The organism is Saccharopolyspora gloriosae, assembly GCF_014203325.1.
In the GTDB taxonomy this organism is placed as follows: Bacteria; Actinomycetota; Actinomycetes; order Mycobacteriales; family Pseudonocardiaceae; genus Saccharopolyspora_C; species Saccharopolyspora_C gloriosae.
The window spans coordinates 2938088-2963230 of the sequence record NZ_JACHIV010000001.1 but is presented as its reverse complement, the minus strand read 5'-3'; the positions used below and the strand labels follow the sequence as shown (position 1 = coordinate 2963230).

Sequence of the window (25143 nt, the reverse complement as noted above, 5' to 3'; positions counted from 1 at the left end):
ACTGCCATTTGTCACTCATGACATCAGTCACCGTTGACGCCGCCCGAACTCCGGGTGAACCTGGGTCGCATGACCGCCGCCCCCGTGTCCCCCGCCGAGCCCGCCGACCGCAGGCGGCGCCGGACCGCGCGCACCCGCGCGGGCATCGAGGAGGCGGCGCTGCGGCTGTTCACCGAGCAGGGCTTCGACGCGACCACCGTGGAGCAGATCGCCGAGGCCGCCGACATCGCGCCGCGCACCTTCTTCCGCCACTTCCCCAGCAAGGACGCCGTCCTGTTCGGCGATTCACTGCGCGAGCAGGAGCGGCTGCGCGAGGTGCTGCTGTCCCGGCCGGCCGGGGAGCACCCGATGCGCAAGCTCGCCGCGGCCATGTTCGACACGGCCCGCCGCATCCAGGCCGACCGCCAGCAGCACCTGATGCGCGCGCAACTGCTGGATTCGCTGGAGGCCACCGGGGACTACGAGTCGCACCTGATGCACCGGCGCTGGGTGCACGAGGTGGCCGCCGCGCTCGCCGAGCACTGCGGCGACGGCGCCTGCCCGCAGCCCCGGCTCTACACGTGGGCGATGCTGATGATGACGTGCTTCGGCTCCGCGATGCGGGAATGGCTGGTGTGCACCGACGGCACCGAGCTGCCCGACATCCTCGCGGCGCTGCTCGACGAGACGACCGCGGGGATGCGGATGATCTCCGAAGGCGACGGCGCCGGGTTCACGAGCGGGGCCTGAGGGGCCTGCCCATCTGCCAGAACGCCTCATCTGATCTGCGTCGCGCTCACGGATGCAGGCTGAGGCCCTTGCACACCTTGTCCACCGCGTTGCGCCCCGCGTGCAGGGCGACGCCCACCAGGTCCAGGTCCGCGGTGGACACGGCGCGCACCGCCGCCCGGTTGTCCTCGTCGTTGCCGGTGCGGAACATGTCCGCGGTGTAGACGGCGAGCCGCAGCTCCCGGTCCAGCGCCTTGCGGTGCACCTGCTTGAGCCCCTCGGTGGTGGCCGCGTAGACCAGCACCGGTTCGCCCAGTAGCGGAAGGTAGCCGACGTCGTCGGCGTCGGCGTACGGCTCACCGACGAGGCCGGGATTCGCGGCGGTGATACCGCTGGTCAGGAAAGCGGTCACGTTCAGCCGTTGCCAGGCGGCGAGGTCCTTGCGGACCACGACGGCGATCTTGGTCTGTGCTGCCATGAGCGCATCCTGCGGCGGTCGCGGCGCCGCGGTCTTGAACGCTGGTGCGCGGGCTCGATGCGGGCCGGGGGCAGACTGGCGGGGTGCGAGACGAGCTCGAATGGATCCACTACCGGCGCCGGCCGGACACGTCGCTGGAGGCGATGCACGCGTTCTTCCGCGACCACACCTACGAACGCCACAGCCACGACGCGTACTCGTTCGGCGGACCGAGACCGGGGCGCAGACGTTCCGCTGCCGGGGCGCGGCGCGGATCAGCGCGGCGGGCATGGTGATGGCGTTCAACCCGGACGAGACCCACGACGGGCACTCCGCCATCGCGGAGGGCTTCACCTACCGCATCGTCCACATCGGACCGGAGGTCGTCGCGGAGGTGCTGGCCGACGCGGCCGGGCACGCCGCGGGCGCGCTGCCGCTGTTCGCCGAGCCGGTGCTGCACGATCCGCTGCTGGCGCGGGCCGTGAGCGACCTCAACCGGACGCTGCTGGACGAGGAGAGCGCCCTCACCCGCGACGAGGCGTTGCGCCGCACGGTGTACGCGATGGTGCGGCGCGGTTCGCTGCGCGCGCCGCCGATCGACTGGGAACCGGCGGTGCGCCCGATTCCGGCGGGGGTGCGGGCGGCGCGGGACTACCTGCACGCGCACGTCGCCGAGGACTTCTCCGCGCAGCGCCTCGCGGAGGTCGCCGGGTGCAGCCGGTTCGCGCTCAGCCGCGCGTTCACCGCCGCGCACGGTCTCGCACCGGGCGCCTACCAGCGGCAACTGCGGTTGCGGGAGGCGCGGCGGCTGCTGGGGGCCGGCGCCGGTGCGGCCGAGGCCGCGGCGCGCTGCGGGTTCGCCGACCAGGCGCACCTGACGCGTTGGTTCCGCCGCTGCTACGGCATCACCCCGGGCGCGTTCCGCGCCGGGCGGCTCAGCGCCCGGCGGTGACGCGCGATCGGGTTCAGCGCACCGCGATGAGGTGTTCGCCGCGCGGGACGAGTTCGCCGATGACGGGTGCCCCGGGGATCTCGCCTGCGATCAGCAGGCCGCCGGAGGTCTGCGCGTCGGCCAGCAGCAGCGCGGTGTCCTCGTCGATCCCGTCGAGGTCGCAGTGCGGGCGCACCCAGTCGAGGTTGCGCCGGGTGCCGCCGCTGACGTGGCCGTCGCGCAGCGCCTCCCGCGCCCCGTCGAGGTAGGGCACCGCCGCGGGGTCGAGCACCGCGGAGACGTCGCTGGCCCTGGTCAGCTTCAGCAGGTGCCCGAGCAGTCCGAAGCCGGTGACGTCGGTGGCGCACCGCGCGCCCGCCTTCAGCGCGGCGGTGGAGGCGGCGGCGTTGAGCTCGGTCATCGCCGCGACCGCCTGCGGGAAGACTTCGCCGGTGGCCTTGTGCCGGGTGTTGAGCACCCCGATGCCCAGTGGTTTCGTCAGCGTCAGCGGCGTGCCGGGACGCCCGGAGTCGTTGCGCAGCAACGCTTCCGGGTCGCCGATGCCGGTGACGGCCATGCCGTACTTGGGTTCCGGGTCGTCGACGCTGTGCCCGCCCGCGACGGGGCACCCGGCGAGGACGCCGACGTCGAGGCCGCCGCGCAGCACCTCGCGGGCGAGCTCCATCGGGAGCAGGTCGCGCGGCCAGCACAGCAGGTTCACCGCGAGGATCGGGCGGGCGCCCATCGCGTACACGTCGGACAGCGCGTTGGCGGCGGCGATGCGGCCCCAGTCGTAGGCGTCGTCGACGACCGGGGTGAAGAAGTCCGCGGTGCTCACCACGGCCTGCCCGCCGGTGGTGGTTTCGGGTGCGGAGCCGATGCGGACGGCCGCGGCGTCGTCGCCGTGGTCCAGTCCGACGAGCAGCGTCGGGTCGGGCACTCCCCGCAGGTCGGCGACCATCGTCTCCAGTTCGCCGGGCGGGATCTTGCACGCGCAGCCCCCTCCGTGCGCGTACTGGGTGAGCCGGTACCGGGCTGGCGCGTCGAGTTCGGTCATCTCACCGACCGTAGTGCGGGTGATCGCGGAGAGCATCCACCGCCGCCGTGGTTCCCTCGTCCGGAACCTAGCGGCGGATGATCGTGGACAGGGGCGGGAGGTGGCCGGTGAGCTCGTAGCCGCCGATGTAGACGTTCTTCGCGTCGGTCGGGTCGTGCGAGGCGAAGGTGCGGGCGTTGCGCCAGAAGCGGTCGTAGCGGTGGGTGTGGGAGGTGCTGCGGGCGCCGGTGATCTCGTGGATCTCGGTGGTGGCGGCGAGGGAGGCTTCGACGGCGGCGACCTTGGCGCGGAAGCAGTCGGCGGTGACGTCGTCGCCGCCTGCGCCGTCCTCCAGCGCGTCGGCCGCGCTGTGCAGCAGCGCGCGGGAAGCGGCGAGCGCGCTGGAGAGCGCGCCGACGCGGCGCAGCACCAGCGGGTCCTCGGCCGGGGTGGCGAAGCGGGGCAGCGAGCCGCGGTGCATGGTGCGCGCGTGCCCCACCAGGGCGTCGAGCGCGCCGTCGCCGATGCCCTGCATCAACGCCGCGTGCAGCAGCATCACGGCCGCGAGGAAGACCGGCGACGGGGTTTCCTCCGCCGGGCGGTGCCACCCGTCGGGCACGAACACGTCCCGGTAGGTGAGGGTCTGGCTGCGGGTGCCGCGCTGACCCATGTTGTCCCAGTCGTCGTGCGACTCGACCTGGTCGTGGTTCAAGTCCACCAGCACCTGGTGGGCGGATCGCGGCCCTTCCAGCAGGCAGGAGACCCGGGCCATGCCCCGGCCACCGCTGTTGGAGTTGAAGGTCTTGGTGCCGCTGAGCACCACGCCGCCCTCGACGGGCCGGGCCGTCACGCGGCCGGGTCCGCCCGTTTCGGCCACGGAGGACACGAAGCGCAGCCCGTCGTCGAGCATCCGGCGAGCGAGCGCGGCCCGGGTCGCTTCCGGGAAGCCGCCTGCGGGGCCGAACAGTTCGCGGGCCACCAGGGCGGTGGTGAGCCAGTTCTGCCCGGTGGGGCCGTCGCCGGCGCTGATCTCCCGCACCGCGCGGATCAGCGCGCCCCACCCGCCGCGTTCCGCGCCGTCCCACAGCCCGCCGAACTCGGCGGGAACGGCGAGGCGGGCCGCGCCCGACTCGGCCAGCAGCGCCATGTTGGCGGCGGGGTCGGCGTTGTCGCGGTCGGCGGCGAAACCGCCCTCGGCCAGCTCGCTCCGGCGTTCGCGGATCGCGGCCAGCAGGGCGTGGACCTCCGCGTCGTGCTCCCGTGTCGACATGCACCCCTCCGGTAAAATGCGAATGCGAATTCTCGTTCTCAAACGATAGCGGTGGCCCGGCCTCCGTTGTCAAGGACGGTCACCGCGCGAGCCGCCGATACGATGCGGGCATGACCGACGAGCAGGATCGCCAGGCGCACTACCGGGAACCTCGCCAGGCCCGCAGCGCCGCGACCCTCGCCCGCGTGCTGCGGGCGGCGGAGGAACTGGTCTCCGCGGTCGGCCTGGAGGAGATGACGATCGGTGAGGTCGCCGAACGCGCGGGCACCTCCGTCGGCGCGATCTACCGCCGCTTCGCCGGTAAGGAACAGCTGATCGCCGCCCTGACCGAGCGGATGCTGCAGCGGCGCGAGGCCGACCTCGCCGAGCGGTTGCGCGCCGCCGAACCGTCGCTGTCCGGGGTGCTCGACGCCTACGCGCACGCGCTGCTGCAGTCGTTCACCGACACCAGCAGCGTGTTCCCCGACCTGCTGCGCGCCCGCGAGGTCGACGTGATGGACCGCGGCGCCCGCACCATCACCGAGGTCCACCGCCTCCTGCTGGCCGCGGCCGCCCCCTACACCGCCGAGATCCGGCGCAACGACCCGCAGCGGGCGCTGGACACCGCGGCGCGCGCCCTGCTCGGAGCCTGCTTCCACAACTCCGTTCGCCCCGACCGTCCCGCCGACGACGAAGCCCGGAGCCGCTACGCCGACGAGCTCAGCGACATGGCGCTCGCCTACCTGCGCACCCCGGACCGGCGCTGATCGCCGCGCGGTGGCCGAGCAGGCGGTGCCGGGCGTAGGTTGGCGGCGCCCGGAGCGGGTGAGGGAGGCGTCAGGGCGCCTGGTGGCCCCCGCGGTCTTCAAAACCGACGTGGCCGAGCACCTCGGTCAGGCGGGTTCGATTCCCGTCCGCCTCCGCCACTCCCCCGCCGCCGCGGCGGCTCTGCGGGAGTCCGCGCGGCCGGGGCTTACCATGCGGTCGTGGGGATCAAGCGGCCCAATCCGGCGTGGTGGCTGTACTACCAGTTCGGCGGCACCCTTCCCGAGGCCTACCGCGAGTGGGTGCTGCGGGACGCGACGTGCTCGACGTGGGTGCTGCGCGTCTGCGTGCGCGGGATGCTGCACATCCTGCCGCTGGTCGCGTTGCTGTTCGGGGTCCTGTACTGGGCGGGCGGGTCCTGGCCGATCGCGTTGGGCTCGGTGCTGCTCGGGGTGCTGGTGGTGCTGCGGATCGTGCTGACCAGCTCGGTGGAGAGCGTCGACGCGCGGCTGAGCAGGCACGGCTTCCCACCCGGTCACGCGTCGGCGGTGCGCAACCGGATGGACGCCGAGGCCGCCGCGCGCTACCGCGCCGTGTGGCGCGGTGAGCAGCGGTGAGACCCGCGCCGGGATCGTCTCGATAGCGGATCTTCACGGCGGCTCCTAAGCTGCGCCGCATGGACGCGCGGCGCCGGATTCCCGCCACCGACCGGGTGCTCGACGATCCGGTGCTGGCGGGCGCGGTCGAACGGCTCGGACGGGACGTGGTGCGCGCCGTCGTCCACGACGCCCAGCGCAGGGCCCGGCACGGGCAGCTCGACCCGGAACGGGTGATCGCCGCCGCGCGGGAGGCGCTGCCCGCATCGGCGGGCGGCATGCGGCGAGTCGTCAACGCGTGCGGAGTGCTGCTGCACACCAACCTCGGCCGCGCTCCCCTCTCCGACGCCGCCGTGGAGGCGGTGCGCGCGGCGGCGGGCACCACCGACGTGGAGCTCGACCTCACCACCGGTCGCCGGGGCCCGCGCGGACGCGGGGTGCGCGCGGCGCTGACCGAGGCGGTACCGGCGGCCGAGGCCGCGCACGTCGTCAACAACGGCGCCGCCGCGCTGTCCCTGGTGGCCACCGCGCTGGCGGCGGGCCGGGAGATCGTGCTGGCCCGCGGTGAGCTGGTGGAGATCGGCGACGGCTTCCGCATCCCCGACCTGCTCACCTCCACCGGCGCGCGGCTGCGGGAGGTCGGCACCACCAACCGGGTGCGGTTCGAGGATTACCGGGACGCGATCGGGCCGGACACCGGGTTCGTGCTCAAGGTTCACCCGTCGAACTTCCGCATCACCGGGTTCACCTCGCAGGTCCCGGTCGCGGCGCTGCGGGAGCTGCCGGTGCCGGTGATCGCCGACATCGGGTCCGGGCTGCTGCGGGCGCATCCCGCGCTGCCGGACGAACCCGACGCGCAGCGCACCCTGGCGGCCGGGGCCGACCTGGTGACCGCCAGCGGGGACAAGCTGCTCGGCGGTCCGCAGGCCGGGTTGCTGCTCGGGTCGGCGGAGCTGGTGCGGCGGCTCGAACGGCATCCGCTGGCGCGAGCGCTGCGGGTCGACAAGCTCACCCTCGCCGCGTTGGAGGCGACCGTGCGCGGCCCGGCCACACCGACCGCGCAGGCGTTGGACCGCGGCGAAGCCGACCTGCTCGACCGCGCCCGCAGGCTCGCGGCGAGCCTGCGGGAACGCGGCATCGACGCCGACGCCCGCACGAGCACGGCCACCGTCGGCGGCGGTGGGGCACCGGGAGTCGAGCTGCCCAGCGCCGCGGTGACGCTGCCGTCCCGGTACGCGGCGGCGCTGCGCACCGGGCGGACTCCGGTGCTGGCCAGGGTCGAGCACGGGCAGTGCCTGCTGGACCTGTGCGCCGTGGCGCCCGCCGACGACGCGGTGCTGCTCGACGCCGTCACGGCGGTGGGCTGATGCACGTGCTCGCCACCGCCGGGCACGTCGACCACGGCAAGTCGACGCTGCTGCGGCTGCTCACCGGGATGGAACCGGACCGCTGGGCGCAGGAACGCGAACGCGGCATGACGATCGACCTCGGCTTCGCGTGGACCACGATCGGTGAGCAGGTGCTGGCGTTCGTCGACGTGCCCGGCCACGAGCGGTTCGTGCCGAACATGCTCGCGGGCGTCGGCCCGGTACCGGCGGTGCTGTTCGTGGTCGCCGCCGACGAGGGCTGGCAGCCGCAGTCGACCGAGCACCTGGACGCGCTGCACGCGCTGGGGGTGCGCCACGGGCTGCTCGTGGTGACCCGCTGCGACCTGGCCGACCCCACCGCCGCGACCGAGCAGGCCCGGCGGCGGCTGCGGGACTCGGCGCTGGGCGAGCTGCCCGCGGTGCACGTCAGCGGGCGCACCGGCGCCGGCCTGGGGCGGCTGCGCGCCGCGCTGTGCGCGCTCGCCGGACGGTTGCCCGCGCCGGATTCCGCGGCGGCGGTGCGGTTGTGGATCGATCGGGCGTTCACGATCCGCGGCGCGGGCACCGTGGTCACCGGGACGCTGGCCGCGGGTTCGCTGCGCACCGGGGACCGGTTGCGGCTGCACCCCGGCGGGCAGGACGTGGCGGTGCGGGCGCTGCATTCGCTCGGTGAGCCGGTGGAGCGCACGTCGGCGGTGGCGAGGGTGGCGGTGAACCTGCGCGGCGTGCCGCTGGAGCAGGTGCGGCGCGGGCACGCGCTGCTCACCCCCGGCACGTGGCTCGGCAGCGACCTGTTCGACGTGCGGTTGTGCGACCGCCTCGCCGCCGACCTGCCGCGGCAGCTGGTGCTGCACCTCGGATCGGCCGCCGTCGCGGTGCGCGTCCGGCCGTTGGGGGCGGACACCGCGCGGTTGTCGCTGCGGGAACCGCTGCCGGTGCGCATCGGCGATCGGGTGCTGCTGCGCGATCCCGGCGCCCACGATGTCGCCGGGGGCGCCGTGCTGCTGGACGTGCGTCCGCGCCCGCTGCGGCGGCGGGGCGCGGCGCGGGAGCGGGCGCGGGAACTCGCGGGCATGGACGGCGTCGCCGATGGTGCGGGGGAACTGCGGCGCCGCCGGATGGTGCGCGGCGAGCAGCTGCGCGCGATGGGCGCGCAGGTGCCCGCGGGCGCGCCGGAGGCGGCCGGGTGGGTGCTGGATCCGGGGCACCGCGACGAGCTGGCCGAGCGGCTGGTGCGGCTGCTCGACGAACACCGCGAGCGGGAACCGCTGGCCGACGGCCTGCCCGCCGAAGCGGCCCGGCGCGCGCTCGCGCTGCCGGATGCGGCGCTGCTGGAGGTGCTGCTGCGCGCCGGTCCCGCCCGCGAGATCCGCACCGGAGGGGGGCGGCTGCGGGTGGGTACCGCGCCCTGGCCGCCGGAGATCGCCGCCGCGCTGGAGCGCCTGCGCGGGCGGCTCGCCGATGCCCCGTTCGCGGCCCCCACCGCCGCGGAGCTCGCCGAGCTGGGTTTGGGTTCGGAGCCGCTGGCCGCCGCGGTCCGCGCCGGGGAACTGCTGCGGCTCGCGCCGGGTGTCGTGCTGCTGCCGGGGGCCGAGCGGCGGGCGCTCGAGGTGCTGCGGGGCCTGCCCGAGCCGTTCACCCTCTCCGCGGCCCGCCAGGCGCTGGGCACCTCCCGTCGCGTGGCCGTGCCGCTCCTGGAGCTGCTCGCCCGCGAGGGCCGCACCGAACTCCTCCCCGACGGCACCCACCGCGCCCTCCCATCGACGCACGACTGACCCCACGCGACCGGTCCCGGCACCATTCCTCCCTTCAGCGCGCTGAACGGGCCCTGTGAACGAATCGGTCCTGTGGACGACGTCGGAGATTTCGCGAGAAATTGCGCGACCCGACCTCCGAAGACGCCTCGAAAAACACCCCCCTACCAGGCTTCATAACCGTTGATCCTGTTTCGGGGGTGTTTCACGTTCTCGCGAAATCGCGCGGAGTTGAACACGGTGTGGCGTGATCGTCGTTCGAGGTGAGGGGGTGCGGGTGGGTGCCGGTGCTCCCCTGCGATCAGGGCGGGGGCGGCGCATCGTTGGGTGGTGGCGGGCCGGGTTGCCCGGCGGTGAGGGAGGCACGTCATGGCGCGCAAGATCTGGACGGGCTCGATCAACTTCGGCCTGGTCACCATCCCCGTCGGCCTGTACGCGGCCACCGAGGACCACAGCCCGTCGTTCCACCAGTACCAGCGCGGCACCACCGACCGGGTCCGCTACAAGCGCGTCAACGAGCGCACCGGCGACGAGGTCGACTACGGCGAGATCGTGAAGGGCCGCGAGGTCGAAGGCGTGCTCGTCACCGTCGACCAGCAGGAGCTCGACGAGATCGCACCCGGCCGCTCCCGCACCATCGACATCACCTCGTTCGTCGACCTCGACGAGATCGACCCGGTGTACTTCCAGCGCACCTACTGGCTCGCGCCGAACGCGAAGGAGAACCACCGCCCCTACGACCTGCTGCGCCGCGCCATGGAGCAGACCAACCAGGTGGGCATCGCGCGGTTCGTGCTGCGCGGCAAGGAATACCTCACCGCGGTGCGCGCCGACGAGACCGCGCTGGCGCTGAACACCTTGTTCTTCGACGACGAGATCCGCGAACCCGGCGAGATCATCGGCGACGCGGGCGGTACCGCGCCCTCCGACAAGGAGATCCAGATGGCCGAGACGGTCATCGAGTCGATGACCGGCGAGTGGCGCCCGCAGGAGTACGAGGACACCTACACCGAACGCGTCGAACAGCTGCTGGCCGACAAGGCGCACGGCGTGAGCCCCGAGGCGGCGGAGGAACCGTCGCAGGCCACCGACGTCATCGACCTCACCGACGCGTTGCGCCGCAGCGTCGAACAGGCCCGCGGCAAGCGCGGCGGCAGGACCGGGGGCGACGACCTCGGCGAGTTGAACAAGGGCGAGCTGGACAAGCGGGCCAAGGAGCTCGGGGTGCGCGGCCGGTCGAAGATGAACCGCTCCGACCTCGAAGCGGCGGTGCGCGACGCCGCTTCCGGTTCCCGAGCGGCCTCGTGAGGCGGCGGCCGTGTCCACGCGGGTGAGCGTCCGCGTCGAGGACCGCGAACTGACGCTGTCCAACTTGGACAAGGTGCTCTACCCGGCCGCCGGGTTCCGCAAGCGCGACGTCATCGACTACTACCGGCAGGTCGCCCCGGTGCTGCTGCCGCACCTGCGGGGCCGCGCGGTCACGCTGATCCGGTTCCCGGACGGCGTGGATTCGGGTTCGTTCTTCGAGAAGAACGTCTCCCGCCACGCCCCGGACTGGGTGCCCACGGCACGGCTGGTCAGCGGCGCCGACGGATCCGGCACGGCCGTCAACCACCACGTGCTCATCCGCGACCTGCCGACGCTGGTGTGGACGGCGAACCTCGCCGCGCTGGAACTGCACGTTCCGCAGTGGACCGTCGGCGAGCACGACTCCCGCAACACCCCGGACCTGCTGGTGTTCGACCTCGATCCCGGCCCGCCCGCCACGATCGTCGAGTGCTGCCGGGCCGCCGAGCTGCTCCACGAGCGGCTGCGCGCGGACGGCCTGCGGGCGTACCCGAAGACCAGCGGCGCCAAGGGAATGCAGCTCTACTGCCCGGTGCGCACCGAGGAATCCGACCGCACCTCGGCCTACGCGAAGGAACTCGCGCTGCGGCTGGCCGCCGAGCACCCCGGCGCGCTGCTGGCGAAGATGAGCCGCGCCGCCCGCACCGGCAAGGTCTTCCTGGACTGGAGCCAGAACAACACCGCGAAGACGACCGTCGCGCCGTACTCGCTGCGCGCCCGCGAACAGCCCACCGCCTCCACCCCGATCACCTGGGACGAGGTGCGTTCCTGCCGCACCCCTGACGACCTGCGGTTCACCGCGGAGGACGTGCTGGAGCGGGTGCGGCGCGACGGTGACCTGCTGGCCGAGCTGCACACCGATCCGCACCCGCTGTGATCCGGGGCGACGCGCATTCCCGTCCGCGCCGATCTGTGGGATGGCGCATACGCCACGCCCGCAGCGGAATGCCGTTGCGGACGCTGCGTGTTTGAGGCGGTGATACCCGCGGGAAGACAACGAGGAGTTTCTCGGACTAGAGAGGTGACCATGACCGGCTTCTTCGGTTCCGGAGGGTTCGGTTCGAGCCCGTTCGACGACTTCCTGGCCCGCTACCTCTCCGGCGGGGACGGCCCGCAGCAACCGCAGCGCGTCGACCTGACCCGGTTGATGAGCGGGCACGCGCAGGACATGGTGGCCGCCGCCGCGCGCTGCACCGTCGAACACGGTGGCCGCGACCTCGACACCCACCACCTGCTGTGGGCCGCGACCCGCGCGGAGACGACCAGGGCCATGCTGGAGCGCGCCGGGGCCGATCCGGACGCGCTCGGCAGGCAGATCGAGCAGCAGCTGCCCGAGGGCGAGGCCATCGACGTGCCACCGGCGCTGACCCCGGCCGCCAAGCGCACCCTGCTGGAGTCGCACCAGATCGCCCGCGCGGTCGGCGCCTCCTACATCGGCCCGGACCACCTGCTGCTGGCGCTGGCCGCGAACCCCGACTCCCGCGCCGGACGGCTGCTGGCCGCCGCGCACGTCACGCTGGAATCGCTGCAGGCGGCCCCGGCCGACGCCCAATCCCGCCAGCACGAATCCGCCGAGGCGTCGAGCACGCCCACGCTGGAGCAGTTCGGCCAGGACCTCACCGCCCGCGCCCGAGACGGCGGGCTGGACCCGGTGATCGGCCGCGACGAGGAGATCGAGCAGACCGTCGAAGTGCTCTCGCGGCGCACCAAGAACAATCCGGTGCTCATCGGCGAGGCCGGCGTCGGCAAGACCGCCGTCGTCGAAGGTCTCGCGGCCCGCATCGTCGACGGCCAGGTGCCCGACACGCTCAAGGACAAGCGGGTCGTGCAGCTGGACCTCTCCGGCGTCGTGGCGGGCACCCGCTACCGCGGCGACTTCGAGGAGCGGATGACCAAGCTGCTCGACGAGATCAGCCAGCACCGCGACCAGCTGGTGATCTTCATCGACGAGCTGCACACCGTGGTCGGCGCCGGCGGCTCCGACGGGGCGGTCGACGCGGGCAACATGCTCAAGCCGAAGCTGGCGCGCGGCGAACTGCACGTCGTGGGCGCCACCACCCTCGACGAGTACCGCAAGAACATCGAGAAGGACGCCGCGCTGGAACGCCGCTTCCAGCCGATCACGGTCGACGAGCCCAGCGTCGCCGACACCGAACGCATCATCTGCGGGCTGCGGGACCGCTACGAGGCCCACCACCAGGTGCGGTTCAGCGACGACGCGATCCGCGCCGCCGCCGAGCTCGCCGACCGCTACATCACCGACCGTTTCCTGCCGGACAAGGCGATCGACCTGATCGACCAGGCCGGGGCCCGCAAGCGGTTGCGCACCGGCACCCCGAACACCGACCTGCGCGAACTGGAGCAGCGCTACGACGAGCTGGCCAGGGACAAGGCGCAGGCCATCGCCGAGGAGGACTACGAGCGCGCCGCCGGGCTGCGCGACGAGCTCATCGGGGTGCGCGACCACATCCGCTCGCAGCGGCAGGGCAACGGCGGCATCGCGGTGGTCGGGCGCGACGAGATCGCCGACGTCGTCTCCCGCGCCACCGGCATCCCCGCCACCCAGCTCACCGAGGAGGAGAAGAGCCGCCTCATGAAGCTGGAGGACCAGCTGCACAAGCGGGTCGTCGGCCAGGACGAGGCGGTGCACGCCATCTCGCGGGCGGTGCGGCGCTCCCGCACCGGCATGGGCGACCCGAACCGCCCCGTCGGCACGTTCCTGTTCCTCGGGCCCACGGGCGTCGGCAAGACGGAGCTGGCGCGGGCGCTGGCCGAGTCGCTGTTCGGCGACCAGGACCGGATGGTGCGCCTGGACATGAGCGAGTTCCAGGAAGCCCACACCGCCAGCAGGCTGGTGGGTTCACCACCGGGCTACGTCGGCTACGGCGAAGCGGGTCAGCTCACCGAGCAGGTGCGGCGCCGCCCGTACTCGGTGATCCTGCTCGACGAGATCGAGAAGGCCCACCCGGACGTGTTCAACACGCTGCTGCAGGTGCTCGACGACGGCCGGCTCACCGACGGCCAAGGCCGCACGGTGGACTTCACCAACACCGTGATGATCATGACGAGCAACCTGGGGTCGGACATCATCTCGCAGCGCTCCGGGGTGCTGGGCTTCTCCAGCCGCGACCAGGAGCAGGCCGACGAACCGGCCCGCGAGCGGTTGATGGCGCGGCTGCGGGAATCGTTCCGGCCCGAGTTCCTCAACCGGATCGACGAGGTCGTGGTGTTCCGCAAGCTGGAGACCGACCAGCTGCACCGGATCACCGAGCTGCTGCTCGGCGACACCCGGCAGCGGCTGCACACCCAGGACATCGAAGTCGACTTCAGCAACTCGGCGGTGGACTGGATCACCGAGCACGGCCACCAGCCCGACTACGGGGCACGGCCGCTGCGGCGCACGATCCAGCGCGAGGTCGACGACTCGATCTCGGAGCTGCTGCTGGAGGGCAGGCTCGGCGAGGGCCAGCGGGTCGAGGTGGACACCTCGGGCGACCGGTTGACCTTCGAGATCCGGCCCGCTCTGGAGGCGGGCGCCGGGACGTCCTGATCGGCCAAGACCGCTCCGCTCCCGCACTTCCCGGTGCGGGAGCGGACGCGCGTGCGGGGCGGAACCGGCCGCACCCGGCGAGACCGCGTGAGACCGTCGCGCCCGTTGCGGTGATGGTCGCGGTCGTCCGGCGACCCGCACACCTCCCATCGGCACGGAGGGTGACTATTCCGGGCCGATGGGTTACTCTGTGGTGACCGTCGCACTTCCCCCTCGTGCGGCGAGGGACGCCCAGGGCTTGAACCCCCAGCAAGCCCTGGGCGTCATCCCCTCCCCCAGCAGCACGGCACCCGCGCGGCCGAGTCGACGCACCGGATTCCGCGCGCCGCAGCCGGATTACCCCGCCGGGACCTCACCGAACGAACCCGTCACTCCACCAGGCGCGCCGGGAAACCGCCGGTGGCGATCGGACCCCAGTCGTCGATGGTGACGCGGATCAGCGACTTGCCCTGCTTGCGCATCGCCTCCCGGTACTCGTCCCAATCCGGGTGCTCACCGGAGATGCTGCGGAAGTAGTCCACCAGCGGCTCCACGCTGTCGGGCTGATCGATCACCTCCGCGCGCCCGTCGACCTGCACCCAAGCACCGTTGAACTCGTCGGAGAGCACGCACACCGACACCTGCTCGGTGCGCCGCGCGTTGACGGTCTTCGCCCGGTCCGGATAGGTCGAGATCACGATGCGGCCCTCAGCGTCGACGCCGCACGTCACCGGCGAGATCTGCGGACGTCCGCTGCCGCGTTCGGTGACCAGCAGGGCGTGGTGACGCGGGCGGAGGAACTCCAGCAGCTCCGGCCGCTCGACGCGCTTGTTGGTGGCGATGGTGGGAGCCAAGGCGGTCCTTCCCATGACGATCGTGATTTCCTGGCTTTTCGGCGGCGAACCTACCCCAGCACCCCGACCGGCCGTCCCGCGAGCCGAGTCACCGATGTGACGTAATGGCCCGCACTCGTCGACATCCCACGAAGAATTCCCCCTTCCTCACGCGCCATGTGAGTGACGAAAGACCCTGCGATCTGCGCGCCCACGCCCGTAACCTGACTGCGGCGGCACGGCTCGGACGACGTCCGGGCCGAACGGTGCGGGGGCACCGGACGCCGCAGGACTGGGGAGCGGTGACGGCCATTCGGGCCGTCCCGCGCAAGCATCACCGCACTCGCGCGGCGGCCATCACCTGCCGGACCGCGGAACCGGGAGATGACGTTGCCGAGGATCGACGCGGTCGCACGGGAATTCCTGCGCTACCTCTACGCCGAAGACCACTTCCGGCCGGAGGTCGCCGCATTCCTGGACAGCGCGCAAGCAGGCGCGCTCGCACCGGCACCCGACCGCGCCGAACTCGGCGCGGTCGTCGAATCGCTGCGCGACGACGAACTCGTGGCCACCGGCGCGGAACACGACGACGGACTGCCGCTGCGCGCCGGACTCACCGGCTCCGGACTGATCTGCGTGAGCGAACACGACGGGGACACCCGCGCCTGGCGGAACGCGGACCCAGGGACAGTGCTGACCGCACGCGCCCCCGAAGTCGTCGCACCGCGCGAATCGGCCGAGCCGACGACCGTGCCCCCCGACTCGCTCGACGGGATCGCCCGCGTCGCCAAGGTGTGCCTGCTGGCGCTGCCCACCGTGCACGCCCGCTACGGCGAGGACGAACTCGTGCAGCGCACCGCCCAACGCCTGTGGGACGCGGCGCGCAGCACCCGGCCGGACCCGCGGCGGGTGCGGACGCTCGCGTCGAAGCTGCGCGGGGAACTCGCGACCGGGTCGATGGCGAACACGCTCGGCGTGGTGCTGCTGGACAGCCTCGACGAAGCCGTCCGGGAAGCACAGCTGCCCTGACACCGGGACGCGGGCACCGGGACGCGACCGCAGTTCTTACGGAACGAGAACCGACACCCGCCGCAACGACCGATCCAGGCGCGCGACGGCTACGAATGGACGGTGTGAACACGAAGTCCCTGCACCGTCTGCGCCTCCCGGTGGCGGCGTGGTGCGGAGTCCTGGCGGCCGCGGTCGCGCTGGGCACCGGTCACCTGCTCGCCGCCCTGCTCGAACCCCGCGCGTCCCCGTTCCTCGCGGTGGGCAACTCGGCGATCGACCTCACCCCGGAACCGGTGAAGCAGTTCGCCATCCGCACCTTCGGACAAGCCGACAAGATCGCCCTGCTGGGCGGGATGGCGATCGTCATCGCGCTGCTGGCCGCCGCGGCCGGACTGCTCTCCCGCCGCGACGCCCGCCCCGGAGTCGCACTCATCGGCGCGTTCGGGCTGCTCGGCGTGGCCGCCGTGCTGTCCCGGCCCGACGTCGGCGCACTCGGCGTGCTCGCACCGCTGATCGCCGCGCTCGCCGGCATCGCCGCGTTCCGGCTGCTGCACCGCACCGCCCTCGCCGCCACCGACCTCCCCGCGCCGCCGCGCACCGAGCACGACCCGCACGACACGCTGGAAGAGCCCTACGACCCCGAACTGCTCCCCGAGACCACAACCCCGGACCGGCGCCGGTTCCTGGTGTCCTCGGTCGCGGTGGCCGCCACCGCCGGGGTCACCGGCGCCGCCGGCTCCCTGCTCACCGGCGGCCGGGACGCCGAAGCATCCCGGCGCACCGTCGCGCAAGCCCTCGCCGCCTCCCCCGCCCAGACCGTGCCCGCCGGGGCCGACTTCGCCGCCGCGGGCACCCCGTCGTTCCTCACCGCCAACCGCGACTTCTACCGCATCGACACCGCGCTGAGCATCCCGCGCGTCGAGCTCGCCGACTGGCGGCTGCGGGTGCACGGCATGGTGGAGCGCGAACTCGACCTGGGCTTCACCGAACTGCGCCGATTCCCCCAGGTCACCCGGACGATCACCATGACCTGCGTGTCCAACGACGTCGGCGGGCCCTACATCTCCACCGCCGAGTTCACCGGCGTCTTCCTCCGCGACGTGCTGCTGGCCGCCGGGGTCCGCCCCGGATCCGAACAGGTCTTCAGCACCAGCGCCGACGGATTCACCGCGGGCACACCGGTGGAGGCACTGCTCGACCCGGAACGCGGCGCGCTGCTGGCCTACGGGATGAACGGCGAACCGCTGCCCGCCGAACACGGCTTCCCCGTCCGCATGGTCACCCCCGGCCTCTACGGCTACGTGTCGGCGACGAAATGGCTCACCGACCTCGAACTGACCACCTTCGACAAACCCGCCTACTGGATCGAACGCGGCTGGGGACGCTTCGGCCCGATCAAGGTCCAGTCCCGCATCGACCGCCCCGGCGGCTTCGGCCGCATCCCCGCCGGACGCACCACCGTCGCCGGCATTGCCTGGGCGCAGCCCATCGGCATCGAACGCGTCGAAGTCCGCGTCGACCGCGGACCGTGGCAGCAAGCGCAACTGTCCACCGAGGTCAACCGGCAGACCTGGCGGATGTGGCGCACCGACGTCGACCTCGCACCGGGCGGGCACACCATCGAATGCCGCGCCACCGACCACAACGGCACCACCCAAACACCGCAACGCGCCCCCGTCCTCCCCGACGGCGCCACCGGCTGGCACTCGGTCTTCTGCACAGCCCGCTGACCAGAACCCGAGAGTTCGAGAGCAAGGGCAACGCCCTTGATCCGTATCTTGTCAGCGGCGAAGCCGCTGAGCAGCGACCACCAGAGCAACCGGCACCGCAGCGGGTCCTCAGCGTTCTTCCCGCGAGGACGGCTTTTTCCCTCGTGGCGGAGCCACTCGGGAAAAAGATCCCGCAACGAGAAGACGACTGAGGTTCCACCACCCGACCACCCAAGCAAAACGACCACCGCCCATCCCGGAGGCAATCATGCAAGTACTGGTCACTGGTGGTGCGGGGTTCATCGGGTCGCACATCGCCGACCTGCTGGCCGCACGAGGACATTCCGTGCGACTGCTCGACGTGCTGCTGCCCGCCGCGCACGGCCCGGGCGGCGCCCCCGACTACCTCGGCGACCACGAACTCGTCATCGGCGACGTCCGCGACCCGGACGTGCTGCGCCCCGCGCTGTCCGATGTGGACGTGGTCTGCCACCAAGCCGCCATGGTCGGACTCGAAGCCGGGATGACCGACATGCCGGACTACGTCGCGCACAACGACCTCGGCACCGCGCACCTGCTCACCGCCATGACCGAAGCGGGCATCGGACGGCTCGTGCTCGCCGGGTCGATGGTCGTCTACGGCGAAGGCCGCTACCTGTGCCCCGCCCACGGCGTCGTACGACCCGGCCCGCGCACCACCGACGACCTCGAACGCGGCGTCTTCGAACCCCGCTGCCCCACCTGCGACGGCCTGCTCGAACCCGGCACCGTTCCCGAAGACGCCCCCGTCGACCCCCGCAACACCTACGCCACCACCAAGCTCACTCAGGAACACCTCGCCGCCGTGTGGGCCCGCAACACCGGCGGCTCCGCCGTGAGCCTGCGCTACCACAACGTCTACGGCCCGCGAATGCCACGCAACACCCCCTACGCCGGAGTCGCCTCCCTGTTCCGCTCCGCCCTGGCCCGCGGCGAAGCACCACGGATCTTCGAAGACGGCGCCCAGCGCCGCGACTTCGTCCACGTCCGCGACATCGCCGCCGCCAACCTCGCCGCGATGCGACGCGACCAACCCGGATTCGCCGCCTACAACATCTGCTCCGGACAACCCCGCACCATCGGCGACATGGCCACCGCCCTCGCCGACGCGGCAAACGGCCCGGCACCGATCACCACCGGCGACTACCGGCTCGGCGACGTCCGCCACATCGTGGCCGACCCCAGCCGCGCGGCCGACGAGCTCGGATTCCGCGCCGAGATCGGTTTCGCCGAAGGCATGCGGGAATTCGGCACCGCCGCATTGCGCGCCTAACGCTTCGGGAGAGCATGCGCGCCACCGCTCGGCCACTCCCGCACTGATCAAACGAGAATCACCACCACCGATCGCAGCCAGAACACCGACGATTCCCGAGAAACTCCGAAAAAAAGTCGACCACCCACCAATCCCCCACCGCAGGAGCACCGAATACCTGGTGAGGCCAAGGGATCCGCGCCCCGCGAGATCCCTGACATCCAGGAGGACACAGCATGAGGATCCGCCGACGCACCGCCGCGATCACCGGCACCGCCGCCGCACTCGCACTCGCACTCTCCGCGTGCGGGCAGGGCGAGCAGGACGCGGAACCGGCCGCGCAGCAGCCGGCGCCCGCCCCCGCCGAGGCGCAGCCCGCGGCCGAGGGCGTCACCACCGCCGACGACGTGTTCGGACCCGGCTGCGCCCAGGTCCCCACCGACCCCAACGACCCCGGCTCCGTGCAGGGCATGGTCGACGACCCGGTGGGCACCGCCGCCAGCAACAACCCGCTGCTGACCAAGCTCACCGCCGCCGTCCAAGCCGCCGGACTCGGCGACACCCTGAACAAGGCCGACACGCCCTACACCGTGTTCGCACCCGCCGACCCCGCGTTCGACGCCCTCCCCAAGGAGACGCTCGACGCGCTGCTCACCGACCCCGCGAAGAAGCAGCAGCTCACCGACATCCTCACCTACCACGTGGTCCCCCAGCGGCTGGACGCCGACGGCCTCGCGCAGGCCAAGACCGTCCCGACCGCGCAAGGCGGACAGCTCACCATCGAAGGATCCGGCGAGAACCTGAAGGTCAACGGCGCCTCCGTGCTGTGCGGCAACGTCCCCACCGCCAACGCCACCGTCTTCGTCGTCGACAAGGTCCTGATGCCCGGCCAGTGACCCACCCGGCTCGCCACGGCGCGCACGCGCCACCCGAGCCAGTCCACCGGGGTGGCCCGGCACACGTGCGGGCAGCGCTGCCGAGCGCTGCCCGCACGACGTGTGTTTCGATCTCCTCTGTGGACGTTGCGAACAGGATTTTCCGGCGCCCCGGACGAGATCCATCGCCGACGGCACGGCGCGAGCTGGACGCCGCCGGCGTCCAGGACCCCGCCCTGCGCGCCGCCTACCACCGCTGCCGCGAACTCCACGCCGAACACGGCCGCACCTACTTCCTCGCCACCCGCCTGCTCCCACCGCAACGCAGGCCCGCCGTCCACGCGCTCTACGGCTTCGCCCGCTGGGTCGACGACATCGTCGACACCCCCGGCACCCCCGACGGCGACCGCGACGCCGAACTCGCCCGGATCGACACCTCCCTGCACCGCGCCCTCACCGGCGGAACCGCCGACCGACCCGTGCTCGCCGCCGTCGCCGACACCGCCCACCGGTACCGGCTCCCCGCAGCGCTGTTCACCGACTTCATGCACTCCATGCGCATGGACCTGCACGTCACCGGCTACCCCGACCGCGCCGCGCTCGACGAATACGTCCACGGCTCCGCCGGAGTCATCGGACTGCAAGTGCTCCCCGTGCTCGGCACCACCGCCCGGGACGCCGCCGCGCCCCACGCCGCCACCCTCGGCCACGCCTTCCAGCTCACCAACTTCCTGCGCGACGTCGGCGAAGACCTCGACCGCGGCCGCGTGTACCTGCCCGCCGACGAACTCGCCGCCTTCGGCGTCGACGCCGACCGGCTGCACTGGTGCCACCGCACCGGACGCCCCGACGGCCCCGTCCGCCGCGCCCTCGCCGACCAGGTCGCCCGCACCCGCGCGCTGTACCGGCAGGCCGAAGCCGGAATCCCGATGCTCGACCCGGTGGCACGCCCCTGCGTGGCCACCGCGCACGTGCTCTACGGCGAGATCCTGGACCGCGTGGTGGAGTCCGGATACCGGGTGTTCGGCGAGCGCCTCGCCGTCCCCACCGGCAGGCGCCTCGCGGTCGCGACCCCGGCACTGCTGGCCGCGGGCGCCGCCCGAGCCCGCACCACCACGCACGGGAGGAACCGGCGATGAACACCGAAGTCACCGCACTGTTCGACCGAGGCGGACGCGACTACGACGCACTGGTCTCCGCCAACCCCGGCTACCACCGCGACCTCGCCCGCTCCGCGCGACGGCTCGCACTCCCCGACGGCGGCCGGGGCCTGCGGCTGCTCGACGTCGGCTGCGGCACCGGCGCCTCCACCCGCGCGCTGCACGAAGCGTTCCCCGACGCGTCCATCACCGCCGTCGACGGATCAGCGCGCATGCTGGCCCGAGCGCGCGAGAAGACCTGGCCGAGCGCGGTGCGCTTCGTGCACGCCGACGCGCGCCGCCTGCCCGAAGCCGGAGTGCACGGCCCGTTCGATGGAATCCTTGCCGCCTACCTCGTGCGCAACCTGCCCGAACCCGACGCCGGACTGCGACTGCTGCACGACCTGCTCCGCCCCGGCGCCCCGCTGGCCGTGCACGACTACTCCCTGCCGCGCCGCACGCCGGACCGGCTGCTGTGGCACGCCGTCTGCTGGACGGTGATCATCCCCGCCGGTCGCCTCGTCACCGGCGACGCCGCGCTGTACCGGTACCTGTGGCGCAGCGTGCTCGACTTCGACTCCCCACCGCGGATCGAGGCACGGTTGCGGCAGGCGGGGTTCGACCGGGTGCGCCGCGAACCGATGTCCGGGTGGCAGCGCACGCTCACCCACACCTTCCTCGGAGTCCGACCCGATGCGTGACCCCCTAGCCGTGCGCCACCCCGGCCACCCCGGCGCGGACCGCCCCGCCACCACCACGCCCCGCGTCGTCGTGATCGGCGGCGGCATCGCCGGACTCTCCGCCGCCGCCTGCCTGCGTGACCGGGCCGTGGACGTGGTGCTGCTGGAACGCGAGCACCACCTCGGCGGACGCGTCGGCGGCTGGAGCACGACGCTGCGGGACGGCTCCGAGGTGCCGATGAACCGGGGCTTCCACGCGTTCTTCCGCCAGTACTACAACCTGCGCGGCCTGCTGCGCCGCGCGGATCCGGAACTCACCGGGCTCGTCGCGCTGCCCGAATACCCGCTGCTGAGCGCGGACGGCCGCACCGACACCTTCGCCGGACTGCCGCAGTCACCGCCGTGGAACGCGCTGGGATTCGTCGCCCGCAGCCCCACCTTCCGCTGGCGCGACGTCTCCCGGATGAACCTGCGGGAGGCCGCGACGCTGGCCGACGTGCGGATCCCCGGCGGCTACGGACGGCTCGACGAGATCGACGCCGCCGAGTACCTGCGCCGCATCGGGTTCCCCGAAGCCGCGCGGCACCTGGCGTTCGAAGTGTTCTCCCGCAGCTTCTTCGCCCCGCCCACCGACCTGTCGGCGGCCGAGCTGGCACTGATGTTCCACCTGTACTTCCTAGGCTCCAGCGAGGGCCTGCTGTTCGACGTGGCCGCGGACTCCTTCCCCACCGCCCTGTGGGACCCGCTGCGCGACCACCTCGACGAGCGCGGCGTGCGGTTCCGCCTCGGCACCACCGTGGAGTCGGTGTCGCACGAGGGGCCGCGCGAGTTCGCGGTGCACCTCGACGACGGCGAGGCGATCGGCGCGGACGCCGTGGTGCTCGCGGCGGACCTCGGCTCGGCGCAGCGGATCGTGCGGCGCTCTCCGGCGCTCGGCCACCGCGACTGGCGGGAGCGGATCGGGTCCGCGCGCACCGCGCCGGCGTTCCTCGTCTCGCGGTTCTGGCTGGACCGCCCGGTGGCCGGGCACCGGCACGCGTTCCTCGGCACCAGCGGGTTCGGGCCGGTGGACAACATCAGCGTGCTGGAGCGCTACGAGCGCAGCGCGGCGCGCTGGGCCGGCGAGCACGGCGGCTCGGTGGTGGAAGTGCACTGCTACGCGCTGCCCGCCGACACCACCGCGGACGGGATGCGGGGGCAGGCCCTCGAACAGCTGCACCGGGTGTACCCGGAGACCGCCGCGGCCCAGATCGTCGACGAACGCCACGAACTGCGCGCGGACTGCCCCCTGTTCCCGCCCGGCGGTTTCGGGCTGCGACCGTCGATCAGCACCCCGGAACCGGCGCTGGTGCTCGCCGGGGACCACGTGCGGGTCGATCTGCCGGTGGCGCTGATGGAGCGCGCCGCGACCAGCGGCATGCTCGCCGCGGACCGGCTGCTGGACTCGTGGGGGCTGCGCGGGCACGACGTGTGGAGCGTGCCCGTGCGCGGTCGTTCCCCGCTGCTGCGGGCAGCCGCGCGCTGGGCCTGAGCGGTCCGTTCGCCACGTTGCCCCTTCCCTGGTCCGAGCGGTTGTCGGCTTTGCTTTCAGAGCATTGATTTCACTCCGCACTGAAGCCCTAGTATTCAGGAACATATTCGGGCGCGCACCGGCGCTGCTCGGGCCGTGCCGTGGATCAGGGCTGAGGGCGGGTGCGCAGCCGGTAGCGGCGCTCGGCGTAGGCGAGGTCGTCGCGCCACAACCGCAGCGCCGCCCACCGCATCAGCGGGCGGACCGCGCCCGCGACCGGGAGCGCCGCCCGGAACCCGGGTCGTGCCGAGTGCGCGGCGATCGCTTCGACCACCGCCGTCGTCGGGCGCCCCGCCGAGTTCCGGCCCAGCGGCGTCGCGTGAGTCTCCACGACGCTGCCCACGCCCTCCCCCGCCACGATCCGCATCACGATCGTGCGCGGTTCCGGGACGCTGAACGTGGCCCGCACCGGTACCCCGATGCCCCGCGCCAGGCGGAACGACACCGCCACCTCGAAGTCGTCGTCCGCATCCGGGTCCGGCGTGCGCAGCACGGTGAGGTTCGCGAACGAGTACGGGTGGAACCACGAGCCGTGCCACGGGTCGAGCCGGTTCGCCACGACGTCCTGCGCCTCGCACTGCCCGATCGCCGTGGCCACCGCGTGGATGCTCCGCTCCGGCGCGGGGCGCGTCGGCAGCACCGGTGCGGGCAGCGGCGGCTCACCGCCGACGGCGTCGAGCCGCACCCAGGCGAGCACCCCGTCGTCATGCGCGGGCAGCGTCGGCCACCGCGGGGAGTTCTCGCCCAGGCACATCCCGTGCCAGCGGCACACCAGCCGGCCCCGGTGCACCCGCGCCTCGCTCAACGGCGCGCCCAGGTGCGGGCAGGCTCCCGGTCCGATGTGGAGCGTTCCGCGCCCGTCCCGCCACGCCACCAGTTCCACGCCCGCCACGGTGCGCCCGAACGGGCGGTCACCGGTGATCTCCCGGCTCGCGGCGAGCACGAACCAGTTGCCCGACGGCCGTTCCAGCGCTCGCCGCAGCGCGGCGTCGATGAGCTCCGGACGAGCCTGCCGCCAGGTCCCCTCCTGCTCGGCCCACCGCGGCGCCCTGATCCGGCGCAGCGGCAAGCGCTCGCGGAACGCCCGTCGGTCCTGAGCGGTCATGACGCTCCCCCTTCGTCCAGCGGTGCAGGGTAGCCGCGAACGACCGCCGCGAGCCCGCTCCCGATCCGCCCGCGCGCCGCGATTCCACCGATCGCGCAACGGAACCCCGCCGGATCACGACGAACGAGTGTGCCGGTGCCCGCAACCGGGTAACGCGGAACCGGAACGACCCCGTCGGAGGAGGCCTCATGCCTGCAGGCGCGAACCGCAAGCAGGAGCGGCAGTACGAGCACATCAAGTCCAACGCCGAGCAGCACGGCAGCAGCAAGGCCCGGGCGAAGGAGATCGCGGCCCGGACCGTGAACAAGGAGCGGGCCCAGCAGGGCCAGGCGAAGCGGCGCAGCAGGACCTCGGTCCACGACCTCTCCCCGGAACGCCGCGGCGGGCTGCGCTCCGGCAACCGCACCGGTCCCCTCGGGCGGACGAAGGCCCAGCTGTACCAGGACGCGCGCCGGGCCGGGATCGACGGCCGCTCGAAGATGAACAAGGCCGAACTGGAACGCGCGCTGTCGCGAAGCTGAACGCCTCCAGCGGGCCTCGGCCGGTTCTTCGGCGGGACTCGTCCTCCTCGCGAGGAACCGGCGGGCCGTGGCGGATCAGTCGCGGTGGTCGGCCTGCTCCGCGATGGCGGCCGCGGCCGCTTTCGCGCAGTTGCCCAGGTCTTCGGCCGCCGCCGCGGCCTGGTCCAGCGCCACGTGGGCGTCGTTGGGCCGGGCGGTGCCCGGAGTGGCGTAGCGGTGCGCGAGGCCGTCGAGCACCTGCGCGAGGCGGTGGCCGCGGACCGCGACGTCGAGCAGCGCGTCCCGCGCGGAGAGGTCCGCGGCCTCGACGGCGGGTTCGGCGCGGGCGCCCGGGATGGCGGTCTCCCCGGTGCGCTGCGCGTCGTCGAGCGCGCCGCCGATCTCCTCCCGAGCCCGGACGGCCTCGTCGACCGCCGCCGCGGTCGATCTCGGACGCCGCGCCGGGCCCGGTTCACCTCTGCCGAGTCGTCCGGAGTTCCGGTCCCCTTCTCCCCCGGTGGCGTTGCCTGTGCTCATCTGTGCCGTCCCCCCGAGCGATCGCGTGCGACCGTCGCCAGCGATCACCCCATCGTGCTTGACCGGTTCAGCGCACCTGACCGGCTGCGCGAGGATTACCCGGATCGGGGGAACGACACACGTGCCGCCGTGAGCACGACGATGCGGCGAGCAC

24 protein-coding genes and 1 tRNA gene are annotated in these 25143 nt (G+C 73.0%); 19 read left to right on the top strand and 6 right to left on the bottom strand.

All coding sequences use genetic code 11. The features are described from left to right. Window positions 1-69: 69 nt before the first annotated feature. On the top strand, window positions 70-729 hold the full coding sequence (locus tag BJ969_RS13115; RefSeq protein ID WP_184479215.1) for a TetR family transcriptional regulator: 660 nt from the start codon (window positions 70-72) through the stop codon (window positions 727-729). Window positions 730-775: 46 nt separating this feature from the next. On the opposite strand, the gene BJ969_RS13110 is transcribed toward BJ969_RS13115, so the two are convergent. Continuing rightward, window positions 776-1186: a DUF2000 domain-containing protein gene (locus tag BJ969_RS13110; protein WP_184479214.1), complete on the bottom strand. Its 411-nt coding sequence runs from the start codon at window positions 1184-1186 to the stop codon at window positions 776-778. 83 nt (window positions 1187-1269) lie between these two features. Between BJ969_RS13110 and BJ969_RS29805 the strand changes: the two genes are divergently transcribed. Both BJ969_RS29805 and BJ969_RS13105 read left to right on the top strand, forming a co-directional pair. Continuing rightward, window positions 1270-1461, top strand: a complete 192-nt coding sequence (locus tag BJ969_RS29805) for a hypothetical protein (RefSeq protein WP_221315808.1) — start codon at window positions 1270-1272, stop codon at window positions 1459-1461. Further along, on the top strand, window positions 1455-2117 hold the full coding sequence (locus BJ969_RS13105; protein ID WP_221315807.1) for a helix-turn-helix domain-containing protein: 663 nt from the start codon (window positions 1455-1457) through the stop codon (window positions 2115-2117). Before BJ969_RS29805 ends, BJ969_RS13105 begins: the two co-directional genes overlap by 7 nt. 13 nt (window positions 2118-2130) lie before the next feature. Here the strand turns inward: BJ969_RS13105 and selD are convergent, their stop codons facing one another. Both selD and BJ969_RS13095 read right to left on the bottom strand, forming a co-directional pair. Further along, window positions 2131-3153, bottom strand: a complete 1023-nt coding sequence (gene selD / locus BJ969_RS13100; RefSeq protein ID WP_184479213.1) for a selenide, water dikinase SelD — start codon at window positions 3151-3153, stop codon at window positions 2131-2133. Between the two features lie 67 nt (window positions 3154-3220). After that, window positions 3221-4402, bottom strand: coding sequence for an acyl-CoA dehydrogenase family protein (locus tag BJ969_RS13095; protein ID WP_184479212.1), 1182 nt, complete (start codon window positions 4400-4402; stop codon window positions 3221-3223). Between the two features lie 110 nt (window positions 4403-4512). Between BJ969_RS13095 and BJ969_RS13090 the strand changes: the two genes are divergently transcribed. The 8 genes from BJ969_RS13090 to BJ969_RS13055 all read left to right on the top strand — a co-directional run bounded on the left by BJ969_RS13090 (window position 4513) and on the right by BJ969_RS13055 (window position 13760). Beyond that, window positions 4513-5148 (top strand): TetR/AcrR family transcriptional regulator, encoded by a 636-nt coding sequence (locus BJ969_RS13090; RefSeq protein ID WP_184479211.1) that lies wholly within the window; start codon window positions 4513-4515, stop codon window positions 5146-5148. Between the two features lie 63 nt (window positions 5149-5211). Continuing rightward, a tRNA-Sec gene (locus tag BJ969_RS13085) sits at window positions 5212-5307 on the top strand. 60 nt (window positions 5308-5367) lie between these two features. Continuing rightward, a complete protein-coding gene (locus BJ969_RS13080) occupies window positions 5368-5763 on the top strand; it encodes a DUF5313 family protein (protein ID WP_184479210.1) in 396 nt (131 codons plus the stop codon). A 59-nt stretch (window positions 5764-5822) separates the two neighbouring features. Continuing rightward, on the top strand, window positions 5823-7109 hold the full coding sequence (gene selA, locus BJ969_RS13075) for an L-seryl-tRNA(Sec) selenium transferase (RefSeq protein WP_184479209.1): 1287 nt from the start codon (window positions 5823-5825) through the stop codon (window positions 7107-7109). Then, entirely contained in the window at window positions 7109-8884 is a 1776-nt protein-coding gene (gene selB / locus BJ969_RS13070) for a selenocysteine-specific translation elongation factor (protein ID WP_184479208.1), read from the top strand. The genes selA and selB overlap by 1 nt, the downstream gene beginning before the upstream one ends. 348 nt (window positions 8885-9232) lie before the next feature. Continuing rightward, a complete protein-coding gene (ku, locus tag BJ969_RS13065; RefSeq protein ID WP_184479207.1) occupies window positions 9233-10171 on the top strand; it encodes a non-homologous end joining protein Ku in 939 nt (312 codons plus the stop codon). A gap of 10 nt (window positions 10172-10181) precedes the next feature. Then, entirely contained in the window at window positions 10182-11087 is a 906-nt protein-coding gene (gene ligD, locus BJ969_RS13060; RefSeq protein WP_343071374.1) for a non-homologous end-joining DNA ligase, read from the top strand. 150 nt (window positions 11088-11237) lie between these two features. Then, a complete protein-coding gene (locus tag BJ969_RS13055; RefSeq protein ID WP_184479206.1) occupies window positions 11238-13760 on the top strand; it encodes an ATP-dependent Clp protease ATP-binding subunit in 2523 nt (840 codons plus the stop codon). A gap of 368 nt (window positions 13761-14128) precedes the next feature. Here the strand turns inward: BJ969_RS13055 and BJ969_RS13050 are convergent, their stop codons facing one another. Continuing rightward, entirely contained in the window at window positions 14129-14593 is a 465-nt protein-coding gene (locus BJ969_RS13050; RefSeq protein ID WP_184485211.1) for a PPOX class F420-dependent oxidoreductase, read from the bottom strand. A 363-nt stretch (window positions 14594-14956) separates the two neighbouring features. On the opposite strand from BJ969_RS13050, the gene BJ969_RS13045 reads away from it, so the two are divergent. The 7 genes from BJ969_RS13045 (at window position 14957) to BJ969_RS13015 (ending at window position 22808) form a co-directional block, all read left to right on the top strand. Further along, window positions 14957-15601: a hypothetical protein gene (locus BJ969_RS13045; RefSeq protein ID WP_246456786.1), complete on the top strand. Its 645-nt coding sequence runs from the start codon at window positions 14957-14959 to the stop codon at window positions 15599-15601. A gap of 95 nt (window positions 15602-15696) precedes the next feature. After that, window positions 15697-17313 (top strand): molybdopterin-dependent oxidoreductase, encoded by a 1617-nt coding sequence (locus tag BJ969_RS13040; RefSeq protein ID WP_184479205.1) that lies wholly within the window; start codon window positions 15697-15699, stop codon window positions 17311-17313. Window positions 17314-17560: 247 nt separating this feature from the next. Further along, a complete protein-coding gene (locus BJ969_RS13035) occupies window positions 17561-18604 on the top strand; it encodes an NAD-dependent epimerase/dehydratase family protein (protein WP_184479204.1) in 1044 nt (347 codons plus the stop codon). Window positions 18605-18819: 215 nt separating this feature from the next. Then, a complete protein-coding gene (locus tag BJ969_RS13030) occupies window positions 18820-19479 on the top strand; it encodes a fasciclin domain-containing protein (protein ID WP_184479203.1) in 660 nt (219 codons plus the stop codon). Between the two features lie 119 nt (window positions 19480-19598). Beyond that, window positions 19599-20597 (top strand): phytoene/squalene synthase family protein, encoded by a 999-nt coding sequence (locus BJ969_RS13025; protein ID WP_343071372.1) that lies wholly within the window; start codon window positions 19599-19601, stop codon window positions 20595-20597. Continuing rightward, entirely contained in the window at window positions 20594-21298 is a 705-nt protein-coding gene (locus BJ969_RS13020) for a class I SAM-dependent methyltransferase (protein WP_184479202.1), read from the top strand. Before BJ969_RS13025 ends, BJ969_RS13020 begins: the two co-directional genes overlap by 4 nt. Beyond that, the gene (locus BJ969_RS13015; protein ID WP_184479201.1) at window positions 21291-22808 is read left to right on the top strand and encodes an FAD-dependent oxidoreductase; all 1518 of its coding nucleotides are present in this window, start codon (window positions 21291-21293) and stop codon (window positions 22806-22808) included. The genes BJ969_RS13020 and BJ969_RS13015 overlap by 8 nt, the downstream gene beginning before the upstream one ends. A gap of 145 nt (window positions 22809-22953) precedes the next feature. On the opposite strand, the gene BJ969_RS13010 is transcribed toward BJ969_RS13015, so the two are convergent. Continuing rightward, the gene (locus tag BJ969_RS13010) at window positions 22954-23952 is read right to left on the bottom strand and encodes a Rieske (2Fe-2S) protein (protein WP_184479200.1); all 999 of its coding nucleotides are present in this window, start codon (window positions 23950-23952) and stop codon (window positions 22954-22956) included. 188 nt (window positions 23953-24140) lie between these two features. Between BJ969_RS13010 and BJ969_RS13005 the strand changes: the two genes are divergently transcribed. Next, window positions 24141-24473: a plasmid stabilization protein gene (locus BJ969_RS13005; RefSeq protein ID WP_184479199.1), complete on the top strand. Its 333-nt coding sequence runs from the start codon at window positions 24141-24143 to the stop codon at window positions 24471-24473. 75 nt (window positions 24474-24548) lie between these two features. Here the strand turns inward: BJ969_RS13005 and BJ969_RS13000 are convergent, their stop codons facing one another. Then, entirely contained in the window at window positions 24549-24989 is a 441-nt protein-coding gene (locus BJ969_RS13000; RefSeq protein ID WP_184479198.1) for a hypothetical protein, read from the bottom strand. Window positions 24990-25143 lie beyond the last annotated feature (154 nt).